The sequence below is a fragment of the Paenibacillus ihumii genome, assembly GCF_001403875.1.
Taxonomy (GTDB): Bacteria; Bacillota; Bacilli; order Paenibacillales; family Paenibacillaceae; genus Fontibacillus; species Fontibacillus ihumii.
Genome location: NZ_LN884297.1, coordinates 156,678 through 168,753, shown reverse-complemented (window position 1 = coordinate 168,753; position 12,076 = coordinate 156,678). Strand labels below are relative to the sequence as shown.

General features: G+C 42.0%; 11 protein-coding genes. 8 read left to right on the top strand and 3 right to left on the bottom strand.

Annotated elements, in window-relative coordinates; translation table 11 throughout:
• The first annotated feature begins 122 nt into the window (after window positions 1–122).
• The 4 genes from BN2762_RS03540 (at window position 123) to BN2762_RS03530 (ending at window position 1,490) form a co-directional block, all read left to right on the top strand.
• Window positions 123–386, top strand: a complete 264-nt coding sequence (locus tag BN2762_RS03540; protein WP_055105657.1) for a hypothetical protein — start codon at window positions 123–125, stop codon at window positions 384–386.
• Complete coding sequence (locus BN2762_RS25750; RefSeq protein ID WP_083484748.1) at window positions 386–523, top strand: XkdX family protein; 138 nt, start codon at window positions 386–388, stop codon at window positions 521–523. Before BN2762_RS03540 ends, BN2762_RS25750 begins: the two co-directional genes overlap by 1 nt.
• A gap of 155 nt (window positions 524–678) precedes the next feature.
• The gene (locus BN2762_RS03535) at window positions 679–1,122 is read left to right on the top strand and encodes a hypothetical protein (RefSeq protein ID WP_055105656.1); all 444 of its coding nucleotides are present in this window, start codon (window positions 679–681) and stop codon (window positions 1,120–1,122) included.
• Window positions 1,123–1,217: 95 nt separating this feature from the next.
• Entirely contained in the window at window positions 1,218–1,490 is a 273-nt protein-coding gene (locus BN2762_RS03530) for a hemolysin XhlA family protein (protein WP_055105655.1), read from the top strand.
• Window positions 1,491–1,561: 71 nt separating this feature from the next.
• Here the strand turns inward: BN2762_RS03530 and BN2762_RS03525 are convergent, their stop codons facing one another.
• Together BN2762_RS03525 and BN2762_RS27460 are read right to left on the bottom strand one after the other, a co-directional pair.
• Window positions 1,562–2,479: a hypothetical protein gene (locus BN2762_RS03525; RefSeq protein WP_055105654.1), complete on the bottom strand. Its 918-nt coding sequence runs from the start codon at window positions 2,477–2,479 to the stop codon at window positions 1,562–1,564.
• Between the two features lie 63 nt (window positions 2,480–2,542).
• Window positions 2,543–2,701 (bottom strand): hypothetical protein, encoded by a 159-nt coding sequence (locus BN2762_RS27460; RefSeq protein WP_222861011.1) that lies wholly within the window; start codon window positions 2,699–2,701, stop codon window positions 2,543–2,545.
• Between the two features lie 80 nt (window positions 2,702–2,781).
• Between BN2762_RS27460 and BN2762_RS26735 the strand changes: the two genes are divergently transcribed.
• From BN2762_RS26735 to BN2762_RS03515, 3 genes are all read left to right on the top strand, one after another.
• On the top strand, window positions 2,782–2,922 hold the full coding sequence (locus BN2762_RS26735) for a hypothetical protein (RefSeq protein WP_154674762.1): 141 nt from the start codon (window positions 2,782–2,784) through the stop codon (window positions 2,920–2,922).
• Between the two features lie 583 nt (window positions 2,923–3,505).
• On the top strand, window positions 3,506–3,883 hold the full coding sequence (locus tag BN2762_RS03520; RefSeq protein WP_055105653.1) for a BlaI/MecI/CopY family transcriptional regulator: 378 nt from the start codon (window positions 3,506–3,508) through the stop codon (window positions 3,881–3,883).
• Between the two features lies 1 nt (window position 3,884).
• Window positions 3,885–5,288, top strand: coding sequence for a M56 family metallopeptidase (locus BN2762_RS03515; protein ID WP_055105652.1), 1,404 nt, complete (start codon window positions 3,885–3,887; stop codon window positions 5,286–5,288).
• A 134-nt stretch (window positions 5,289–5,422) separates the two neighbouring features.
• On the opposite strand, the gene BN2762_RS03510 is transcribed toward BN2762_RS03515, so the two are convergent.
• Window positions 5,423–6,799 (bottom strand): extracellular solute-binding protein, encoded by a 1,377-nt coding sequence (locus tag BN2762_RS03510; protein WP_055105651.1) that lies wholly within the window; start codon window positions 6,797–6,799, stop codon window positions 5,423–5,425.
• Between the two features lie 365 nt (window positions 6,800–7,164).
• Here BN2762_RS03510 and BN2762_RS26435 point away from each other — a divergent pair, with 365 nt between their 5' ends.
• Window positions 7,165–11,721 (top strand): S-layer homology domain-containing protein, encoded by a 4,557-nt coding sequence (locus tag BN2762_RS26435; RefSeq protein WP_148499860.1) that lies wholly within the window; start codon window positions 7,165–7,167, stop codon window positions 11,719–11,721.
• Window positions 11,722–12,076: the final 355 nt, after the last annotated feature.

Genomic DNA, 12,076 nt, shown 5'->3' with positions numbered 1-12,076 from the left:
TGTATCTAAAGTTAACGGAAAATGTGGAAATTATTGAATGAGTTACCATTCGATATATTTATTCAGGTATTGATATTTGTGCACTTACATCTGCTTATGTTTTAAAAGAAGGAGACCGATTTGTGGCGTATGTAGGGATGCCAGACGGTAGCGATATCCCTGATGGGGCCACTGAAATAACGCTAGAAGAGTATAACGCCGCTGTGCAGACAGTGGCCAATCCGGAGCAGGAGTTACCTTTGTTGGAACAAGTAAAATCGCTCGAATCTGACCTCGCAAACTTGTTACTAGAAAACGCTGCTGACAAGGCCACAATTGCAACGCTGGAGGATACCGTCGGTAATCTGCTTCTGGAAGTTGTAGCACTGAAAGGAGGTGCTGAGTGATGTGGTTCTCATCGATCAAGCGATTTTACGACAATGGCCATCCGGCGTACACACCTGAGAACCTAAAGATGTTTGTAGTAGCTAAGATGATTACGCCGCAGCAGTACCAGCAGATTACTGATATTGAATATGCGTAGAGACAGCGCCTCAAGGCGAATTTTTGTGGAAAAAATCCAAACATAAACAAAACATCCTAGCATATGGTAATTTCGTTGGATTCAATTGAAGTTAGCAAGCGATTATAATAGAGTCGAATCTAGCGATTCAAATAAACTGTAAAGGGTGGAAGAACATGAAATTTAAGAAGATATTAACAGTTCTTTTCACATCTGTGCTATTACTAACATTCTCGTCGCCTGCAGGTGCTGTAACGGGGTTAGGTGATACTAAAGCAACAGCAATAACTCTTATTCCCCGAACTGAATATAATTTATTTATATCCAACAGCACTGATCAAGATTGGTATTCGTGGAAAAATAATACCGGCGGAGCTGTATATGCTTCAGGTTTTTTAAACCAAGGGAACGTCAATCATCTAGTTGGTTTTATGATTAAATATGCTGATGGTTTTGAAACTGATATGCTCTATGCGATGAGCAAACCACATCATTCTATACATTGGAATGGTTTTATTATTCCAAATGGTGCTACTGTTTATCTTGTCGTTGAACAAATGGGAGAGTTTAAAATGTACGAAGGATATCAACTGGTATTTATTAATTATCCAGTTGATTAAAAAAAATACTTAGAAAGAAGCACCCTTTTGGGTGCTTTTTTTCATGCCCTCGGAGCCGATCCGGTGGCTATTCATATTGAAATGGGGGTAGGGGGATGGATGGAGTACAAGCCGAAATGTTACAGCGAATCAGAAGGGTAGAAACTACTGTGGACAACATGAATGAAAAACTAGATAGGGCAATATCGGCGAACGAAACTGCGGTAAAAGCTCTATCATCTGCTAAATCTGCACATGAAAGATTAAATCGTATCGAAGATGGTCAAAAGTGGCTCTGGCGAACATTCGCCGGGGCTTTTATCTTGGCGATTGCCGCTTTTATTATCGCTGGCGGGGCTCCTTATTTATTGTTTAAACTACAAGGCTAATGTAGGTAAAAGATGCACTTTAAAAGAACAGAGACTAAATCAGAGAGGCCAGTAAATCATCGGCAAAACTTTCAATAATGATCTAGAAATACAGGAGTCATATACCAATCTTTAGATCCATAGTTACTGTCATATACACTCCTTATATCCCTAGTTACTCCTTGTTCAATAAGTAATGTTCTGAAGCGTTGACTTATAAATAGGGGTTGATAAACGAAGCTTCCATTACTAACCGATTCATTTAATAAATACAGATCATTTGTACAAGTTTTAATATCTGACGTTTCATAAAGATAAGGATAATTCACTTTTCCTTTAATACCACAGACATCACATTTTCCTTCAGGCTCTGACACAAAATGGTAGCTTTTAGATTTTTGACTTAGCGGCGGCATATTATTATTAATAATAAGTTGATAGGCAGGTACATAATTTTCTGCTTTTCCATGATGAATAACCTCTTTCAACTGATATCCTGTAATTTTCCACTCTGACATAAGTCTCGCCATTTCTTCAGAAATAACCCAAAACATACTGTCAACGTTGATCATATATTTTTTTCTTAACTTTGAGGTATCAATTACCAGATTTGATTCTAAGGATTGTAATTTAAGCCCACAGGCATTACAGAAGGTCTCCTTTATCATAGGGGTTTTGGTATCAAATAAATTAGCACTAGCTGAATTTCCAGTTGAGTTTACAGCAAAAAACGGTGCTTTATTATAATCATCGTTATCGCAGTTAAAGAAAATTGCTTCTCCGATCCCGGTAATTGGGAAAAAATTGATCAATTTATTGTATATAATTCTAATCTTATCGGTCATATCTTCAGTAGGTTTGAAGGTAATCGGAACTAAATACCTTATTTCAGTTGTACGACTCCCTTTTTCAGGTGAGATAACCGTAATGCCAAATTCATTGAAAAAACTTTCAATTTGTTTAGAGTACGAATAATCAATAAAGAAACTTATTCTATTGATTACTTCCATTTCTTATCCTCCTAATTTTATTGAGAAAAAGGGGCGAGCATATGCCGCCCCCTATATAGATTATCACTCATATTGTTTGTTTAATGCAAATTTATAAAGGAATTCCCAAACTTCATCATCTGTACTTTCCCAAAGTTTTTTATAAGCTTCAATATGCGCATCAAGAATCTCATTTTTAGTGAGCGTATTAAGGTTTGTACCATATGGAATTTTTGATCTCATCTTATTTGTTATAGCTTGATAGTAACCCCCGCTCTTAGAGCGGTACGGACGATTACTGGACTCAGTATTAGGGGGATGTAATGGCAGCCCAGCGGCAACAGAGGGAAGAGACGAAGAGGCAGCGTGTTGAGCTTGACGATCAGGAAAAGGTGCAGATAGGCCGTTTTATTATCGAGGCGCAAAGGAAGCGGTCAGGCGATCAAATTTCGCATGTACCATGAATATGAAGATGCCTATGTGATTGGTGTAGGCGAACATAGGCGAACAATAATTTTGTTTAAATTGATATCTTCTTTGAATAGTAGGGTTATTCGAATTCCAGTGAATATGGATGAATCGATAAACAACATGGGCGGCATGATGTAAAGATGCTTGGAACCTTGATATATTAAGGTTTTGAGCGATTTATATTATACTCAGCCAACACTTTGCCAACATTTATACTCAGATAATGATCTATAGGTAATAAGCCCCCTCAAAATGAGGGGGCTTATTTTATTGGCTAACTTAGTGTAACCTTTCCAAACTAGCGGGCCAATTGAATTTTATAGGGTACTTTGACTATCCACCAACACCATGCCGTATATTTAAAACAGTCGCTTTCTTAGTTAAGGTTTTTATAGTGAACAATTCCGCAGTAGGCTGCTGGATCAATATTTTTAAGTGTCCTCAAAAATCCTAGTGAAGATTTTATATAAATGCAGGAAGATCACTTGACTTTATTTTAGGCAAATGTAAAATACAATTATAGGCAATTGTCTAATATCGATAATCGGCAGGCTAGTGATAGGAAGGAGAGAGAACGTGAGTCAGTTGAAAAAGATACCTGATGCTGAATTTGAAATTATGAAGGTGGTATGGTCAAACGATCCACCATTAACAACAAAGATTATTATGGAGCAATTAGGTAATGAGAAAGAATGGAAAGCCCCTACAGTTATCTCGTTAATGCTTCGTCTCGTTGAACGGGGATTTTTAAAAACAGAGAAAATCGGTAAAGAGCGCACGTATTTTCCATTGGTAACGAAAGAAGACTACCTTAAGTTCGAAACAGGTAATTTTATTAAGCAATATCACGGAAATTCCTTTGTAAGTTTTGTAAATACTTTGTACGATGGGAAGGAATTAAGCGAAAAAGATTTGGACGAGCTAATGAAGTTGGTGAAAGAACGGAGGAGGTAGCATGCAGGACTTTTTGAACACTCTTCTTACCAGTTCGATCACGATGTCCATTGTGGCGGTTCTGCTAATTTTAATTTCTCCACTTTTATCAAAAATATATGAATCCAAGTGGCAGTATTATGCATGGCTTGTAATTGTGATTGGGTTCATTATTCCCTTTAGACCTGATATCCATTTTTCGTTTCTAAAAGTGGGCTTACCTACGATTCAACCAAGCGAAGTGTTCCACCTTGGTACAAAAGAATTTGTTACGGTGGCAAGTAATGAAATAATTGGGTCACTAGAGGATCCAGTAAAATCGATCTATCCAGTTATTGGATGTATTTGGATTACAGGAATGATTTTAGTTATTGCTTTCCATATATTTCGTCATCTTCATTTTATAAAGTTGGTAAAACGTTGGAGTGAGAATGTTGGTGACGAGAAAATCCTAGCTCACTTGGAGGAACTAAAAGCAAAAATAGGTATAACGAATCCAGTGTATTTGCAAAGGAGTTCATTAATAACAACCCCAATGATGTTTGGTGTTGTTACCCCGACTATCCTGTTACCTTCAACAGATTTCTCAGAGGATGAATTGTCATTTATTCTGGCACACGAGTTGGTTCATTATAAGAGAAAAGATATTTGGTACAAAAGTTTAGTGCTTTTAGCAACAGCAATACACTGGTTTAATCCGGTCGTGTATTTGATGTCAAGATCTATCGCTCTACAATGTGAATTGTCCTGCGATCTGGAAGTGGTGAAAAATTCTCAAGAGGATAAAAGGCAACAATATTGCGAAACGATTATCGGTGTCATTTGCCAGCAGTCTAGGTTTAAAACTGCATTATCAACTCATTTTTATGGAGGGAAAGAAAACATGAAAAGCAGAATTTTATCTATTATGGATACAAGAAAAAAGAAAAGTGGTATTGCTCTTATTTTTGGAATACTGGTCTTGTCTATCGTGGTATTTATAGCGACTGGCATCGGTGAAGCTGCAACTAGCTTAGCATCAAATGATAATTTTAAAGTTGATGGAAAAGATCAAAGCCAAGTATACGAAGGACTTACTGAATCTAAACATGTTATTGATGTAGATGTAGACTCTTTAGGTAGTGGTGAAGGCGTGAATCTGGGACAGTATGCGCTTGAAGAAGGGGATTTCATCACTTATAAACTTAAGTCAGAAGGAACGGGGAATTTAACTATCAGCTTTATGAAAACGGACGAGTATATTGAGAGTGATGGATATTTAGGAGTAATCGGATTAACTGGCAACGAATTAAATAAGGAGTTCCCTCATCCTCATGTAGTACCAAGCCATCTAGCTGGCACGTACTATTTGTTCGTTGGTAATTATGAGGGTAAATCTTTAGAAAATATTAAAGGGAGGGTTGAAATATCAGTAGCTGTTGAGTAATAAATTATAAAATACTCTTGTAAAAAAAAAAGGCTTCTCACGGGTTCAAATTTGAACTTGGTGAGAAGCCTTTTTCTATTGATGATTTTCAATTCTATCTCTGGCTTGTTATAGCCTCTTTTATAGGCGGCAGCTCAGATGGTGGCCAAACGGGAAAGGGTCGCTTCTTTATTTTCCATGCCCATCCAGTACATATTCATCGCATTCAGTAATTCCTCGATTTCGTGCGGGTTCAGATTTAAATCGGATAATAAAGCATAGGTATGGCTGATATCCCGGTATATATTGTACCTGGACGGGCGGTACCCGAGCTCTTCTCCATGCCACTCGGCGGCTCGCTGCAGTGCAGGGATACTGTAAGTCGTTTTCCGAATATGAAGCTGAGACCGGTATGACGTCAAGTAATCGATAAACACCTGAGCCGCAGCTTTTTGCTTGGAGCGCCGATTAATTGCCATTCCGATCGTAATCAGCAGTGTTTTTGGAGTATGTACGTAGGGCAGCGGCGCGATATCGAAAGGAAAAGAAGCCCTGCGCAGTCTATTCATGTTGAAATAGGTTGTCATCATAACAGAGATTCTCTGCTGAGAGAATAATTCCTCAACATTGACATCATTCTCAGACAGCAGAATCTGAAACATATTCTGGCGTTGGATCAATTCGTTGCATGTTTGGATGCTGTCCATAATTTGCGGAGCAGCTAGATTCATTTTCCCCGTCTTATTCCTCTTAAACTCCACACCACTCTGGAGCAGGAAGATTGGCCATCGGTTCAAGGTTGCCGGGTAAAAATAGAAGGCCAGCCTCGATTCATCCCGGCCCAAACGATCCAAACAAGCCATAAATTCCTGCCACGTCCATTCTAGCGGCGGTTCATCTGCTTGACGCTGCTCGAAATGCTGTTGGTTATAGCATAGGATAACCGGAGAAAAAACGATCGGTTGCACATACTGCGTCTTATCCCTCATGAAAGGAGGAGATAGATAGGGGTATATACCTGCTGCAGGCTTGATCGGTTCGAAAACTTCTCGGATATCGGTGTGTCGATCTTCATACTGATTGAAGTTGATATGGTTGATCGTTAGAACATCCAGCATTTCATTATACAAGTAATTGCTCGTCACATCGTAATAGTTCTCATACTGTAGAGGGACCGGTTGTATGCGAATATGAGGATGCTCCTCCTGAAATGCTGCAATAAGGTGTTGAAGATCCACATCCTCCATCAGAGAAGGATAGTAACCAAAGGAAAGAGATACAGTTGAATGCCTGGTTGAATCCTTCACTCGAATTCCGACTCGCGGGATTCTTTCAATTAAGGATTCGGCTGCAAGCTGATCGAGCCCCTTTTGAACAGAGTTGATACTCAACTGAAACTGTTTGCTTAATTGCATCAATGAAGGTATGAATTCTCCGCTCTTTAATCTTCCCGTGACGATATCATCTCGCAGTGCAGTGATCATTTCGTCCAGTCGATTTCGAAACGTAGTCCGGCTAGGTTTGGCCTGCAAATCCGTTCGTCCCCTTTTAAGCTCATTAACTGAATTGGTTTCATAAAATTGAATTTTGTAGAGCTATCAAACTAACACCATTATACGGAAAAAGGAAAATTTTGTCCAAGCACTGTGAAGGAAAGCCAGATGCAGACCTATTTTGACATGATTATTGGGATAAAGGAATTGACAGCGCTTTAATTAATGTAATATCATGTGGATATGATACAGATATGATATAGAAATTACTAGAGTCGAAAGGAGGCTCTGAAAAGAAAGCGGCTGGTTGAGCATATGCGCAGACGGCAGATTGGCAGCAGCAATGAGCGGGTAGTTTGAATTCATGTAAGCGGTTACCATTATTAATAAACCGGGGTGATTCAGTGTCTGGAACATCGTATCAACGTGTATTATCGATAATTGTTTGTTTTGCAATGATATTCGGAATGCTTTCCTTCCCCACTACTTCAGCTGCAGATCAGGAGGCACCGGAGATATACAATGCAGGCTTTGAAATGGATTTAGTCGACGGGCAGATTCCAGGTTGGAGTATAGTTACATCAAATAAAGTGAGTACGGTGACGATCGATACATATGCATACTCGGGGGATAGAAGCCTGCACTTTCACAATTCGTCAACTGAGGAGCAGTTGCAGGTAAAGAGTGATTATGCTTCCGTTGTACCTGGTGGAAAATACAATGCCAAAGCATTTGTGAATGTTGTCAGCCAAACCCATAGCATTGGGTATGAGGTTCATTTCTTTGACAGTAACAATGTAAAGGTCGGGAATGCTACCTTTATTAATTTCGCTAAAGGCACCCTTAAGCTGAACGAGTGGAATGAGATCAATGTGCCGTTTGAAGTACCGGTTGGCGCAACACAAATTGAAGTTCGCTTCAATTCAGGAAAAGTTGCTTTGACGGAAGCGTACTTTGACGATGTTTCGGTCGAAGTCGTCAGTCTGCCGGGGCAAGAAGGGCCGGATGAACCCGAACCAACAGGAGAGATCGTCAATCCCGGCTTTGAAATGGATTTGGTAGATGGCCACATTCCAGGTTGGAGTCTTGGCCCAGGTACGGATGGGCTGTTTGAGGTAAGTACGGATAGAGCGAACAGCGGCGAGAGGAGTCTTTATTTTAAAGATTCCTCGGATAAGACAGGTCTACGGGTGTTCAGCGACAAGTTTGTGATTATGCCAGGTGAATCATACATTGCGAAGGCGTATGTCAATGTCGTACAGCAAACTCACAATATTGTTTACCAGATTTATTATTATAATGAGAATAATGATCAAGTTGGCGTGAAGCAGGAACTGTTTGGAGAGCTGGCACTTGGCAAAAACCAATGGACTGAAATTCGGGTGATGACCGACGCGCCTGCTTCAGCGGCTTATGCTAGAGTTGCTTTTTATTCCGGAGATCCGAGTTTGACTGAGGCGTACTTCGATGATGTCTCGTTCGAATCGATCCCTCAAGAGGCGCCGCTGGATCGTGAATATGGAGCGCCGGTAGACCTGGGACCGATGGTAAGCGTGAATCTAGGTCAGGCAGCAGCCATACAACAGAACTCGCTGGGTGAGAATGAAGCCTACTTCATGTCGAACGGTAAGCCGGGATCCTTCTTTGTTGTTGATGCAGAAACGGGCAAGCTGAAGTTTTCAAAGGTTATTCCCAATACGGAAGCAACATGGGCGATGACCGTTGGACCTGATAAAAATGTGTACTTCTCGGGTACTGCAGATCGGAATTTGTACCGGTATGTTCCTGAGAAAAAAGTCGTAGAAACCGTAGGTGTTAACCCGTCTGATGCTTGGGTATGGGATCTTGAGGCAACACCTGATGGTAAGATCTACGGCTCCACCTATTCAAAGGGCGGAGAGGGCAAGGTTTTCGAATATGATATTGAAACCGGTCAATTCCGGGATTACGGGTCGATCATGCCAGGTCGTGAATATGCCAGAGGCATTGCAGTAGATGAAAAGTATATTTATGTTGGGCTCGGCACCGATTACCTGCACTTGTTCAAAGTCGATCGGGAGACGGGTGAGAAAAGTGAAATCCCTATAGAAGGATATACAGGCAGTGCAGGCGGAATGGTTGCGGATGTGTTCGTTCTTAATGGCAAGCTCCTTGTATCGGTGAGCACGGTCAATATGGTTGTCATGGATATAGAAACCTACGAGATTGAGCATACATTCCAGTATAGCAACATGATCTCGGAACCGTATCCGGTCGATCCTAATGTCATCTTTTATAAGTTCGGCACAGAGTTTTTCAAATATGATTTCAGCACGAATCAGTCGACTCAGATTGAGCTGCCTTTTCCGCTGCCGGATACAGTTCGAGTGAAGGATATGCAGTGGATTGAAATGACGAGCGGTCCAAAAGCGGGGGAGACCGTTTTGGCGATCATCACTCAGTATGGCGAATTTATTTTATACGACCCAACCGATCACTGGCTGTCGTTTATTGAACTGGAGATCGCCCCTCAGCCTGTTGCGATTCAAGCTCTCAGCACAGGAGAGGACGGTCGATTGTACTTAGGTGGGTATCAACGGGGAATGAGCGTCTACAATCCGTTTACCGAACAAGTTGAATTGAATATTTCCTCGTTTGCACAACCGGAGGGCATTGGGTTTTTAAATGGTCACGTATATTACGGAACCTATGTTGCTGCCGTCATGTATCGCTTTGATCCAGCTAAGGACGTTCAGTTGAATGTGAATCCGGAAATGGTGTATCCGTTTAAAAATTACCAGGATCGCCCGTTCGCTTTAACTTCAGGGGATGGAAAGCTTTTTGTAGGCACCGTTCCTGACTACGGAATATTAGGCGGATCGCTTGGGATTTATGATGAAGCAACCGATCAATGGATGCAGTACGATCAAGTGGTTCAGAATCAAAGCATTATCGGTTTGGCTTATAAAGACGGCTATCTATACGGCGGCACTTCGGTCTGGGGCGGCTTAGGTAAAGATCCGGTCGAATCTGCTGCAAAGATGTTCATATGGGACGTTAAAAATGGCAAGAAAATCGATGAATTCACACCCGACATCCCGGGGATCGATGAAGCGCCTCGGATGATTGGCGAGCTTTCCTTCGGACCAGACGGACATCTCTGGGGGGCCGTAGATGGAACGATCTTCGCGATGGACGTCGCCACAAAAGAAATTGTGAAGAGCAAGACGATTCGTCCGAGCTTGTATAATACGAGCAAGTGGAAGCCATACCGAATCGCCTGGAGTCCAGATGGTATGCTGTATACGACATTGTCTCGCACTTTGATGGTTATTGATCCTGAGACATTGCAATATAAGGTAATCGACGATAAGGGCTTGATGAATGATATGGCCATCGGCATTGACGGCAGCATCTATTATGCGCCGAATGCAGGGACAACAATGTCCGTGATTGCGGTACCGGAAACAGATGCGACTCTTTCGGCGATCATAATCAATGGAGAGCCTCTGAAGGATTTCTCTCCTGGGGTGCTGGAGTATGCTGTTTCTGCCCCACATGCGTCGGATGTTCAAGCGACAGCAAAGCAAGCTGAAGCTGCGGTCGTTATAGAGGATACTCGCGAGGCTGAAGGGAAGACACGCATACATGTGACGGCCAAGGATGGCAAATCAACGCTTGACTATGTCATCATCTGGAAGGAGTCGGAACAGCCGGAACAACCTGAACAACCTGAACAACCTGAACAGCCTGAACAGCCTGAACAACCTGAACAGCCTGAACAGCCTGAACAACCTGGACAACCTGGACAACCTCAACAACCAGTTCGTCCATCTACACCTTGGAAGCCTGCACCAACCAAGTCAGATGATCCAGAAAAGCAAATTGTGAATGAGGACAGCTTAAAGGCTGGTCAACAACAAGGCAAGGTGCAGGTGGACATTGCCCAAGGCAAGAAATCCGTATGGCTTCCAGCCAGTGCGGCAGGGATTGTTGGTGAAGACGCTATACTGCTGGCAAGTGATGAGTTTGCGATTGAGATTAACCCCGCAGTGCTGAAGCAGCTGCAACAGCTTGTATCTGAAAAGGAGCTCGCTCGAGCGCACATCATATTTTCCTACGAGAAGATCACTGATGTGGACATGAATGATATAGTAAAGAGGGCTAAAGAAGTCCATAAAGCAGATGTTAAAAAAGCAGGGGAAGCATATACGTTCAACCTTTCGGTTCTTACCGGTGATGGAAAACAATACGAGCTTGTTGTATTAGATGAACCTCTTATATTAACGATGAAATTCCGGGAAGATGCGAATCGCGATTTGACGGCAATCTACGATGTATCTGATGATGGCACGTTGGCTTACATTGGCGGAAAGCTTCAAGGCGATTGGCTGACTGCGGAAATCCATCATTTTAACAAATATGCTGTGTTGGAGTATAACAAAACGTTTGCTGATGTACGAGAAGATCATTGGGCCGCTCAAACCATCAAGATTATGTCAGCGATGCTAATCGCGAATGGAGTCAGCGACACCCAATTTGCACCGGATCAGAGTATAACCCGAGCGGAATTCGCTGCGCTTATCGTTCGGGTACTGGGACTGGATGCGGAAGGAGCAAGTCCATTCGCGGATGTCACGGCGGGAGACTGGTTTGCTTCATCCGTGGCTGCTGCTTATCAGGCAGACATTGTTAATGGGCGAACTGAAACAGCATTTGCTCCGAATCAGACCATCTCACGAGAAGAAATGGCAGCTATGATCGTTCGAGCGTATAACTTCAAGCAAGCTTCTGCGATACAAGCGAAGGAAGAAGCATCGTTTGCTGATCATGGCAACATCAGTTCATGGGCAAGGGAATCTGTAAACACCGCCTATGAGCTTGGCTTAGTAAGCGGTCGCGGGAACAATAAGTTCATTCCGAAAGGAGAGCTTTCACGCGCGGAGGCCATTCAGGCGATTTTCAATTTAATGAAAAAGTAAATACATGTAGTAAACCTCGCTCGTATCTAATGGGCGAGGTTTATTATTATTCCTGATGAGCAGCGGGCAATTGAATATCGTTACATTCAAGGGTAATATTCGGCGAAAGCTCGATGATGGCTCATAGAGCATAGCGAACTCGCTTAAGTTGATGAGTTCTTCGAGCAGGATGATGCGCTGTTTTGAAGTAATTGTGGATAATAAACTTAGCTAGCACCTTCGGGTGCTTTTTTCATGTCTTCGTCGGACTCCCGGGGGCTATTTTTGGCGAGTATATTGGTAAATAATCAAGATTGTTTGGTAGCGTTGTATTGGCCAGTGAGATCGTTCGTCAGATTAGTTCTGAAAATTTTAT

Coding starts and splice junctions, on each gene's coding strand:
- BN2762_RS03535 (WP_055105656.1), top strand. CDS start 679: ATGAAATTTAAGAAGATATTAACAGTTCTTTTCACATCTGTGCTATTA.
- BN2762_RS26735 (WP_154674762.1), top strand. CDS start 2,782: ATGGCAGCCCAGCGGCAACAGAGGGAAGAGACGAAGAGGCAGCGTGTT.
- BN2762_RS03530 (WP_055105655.1), top strand. CDS start 1,218: ATGGATGGAGTACAAGCCGAAATGTTACAGCGAATCAGAAGGGTAGAA.
- BN2762_RS03525 (WP_055105654.1), bottom strand. CDS start 2,479: ATGGAAGTAATCAATAGAATAAGTTTCTTTATTGATTATTCGTACTCT.
- BN2762_RS27460 (WP_222861011.1), bottom strand. CDS start 2,701: ATGAGATCAAAAATTCCATATGGTACAAACCTTAATACGCTCACTAAA.
- BN2762_RS03515 (WP_055105652.1), top strand. CDS start 3,885: ATGCAGGACTTTTTGAACACTCTTCTTACCAGTTCGATCACGATGTCC.
- BN2762_RS25750 (WP_083484748.1), top strand. CDS start 386: ATGTGGTTCTCATCGATCAAGCGATTTTACGACAATGGCCATCCGGCG.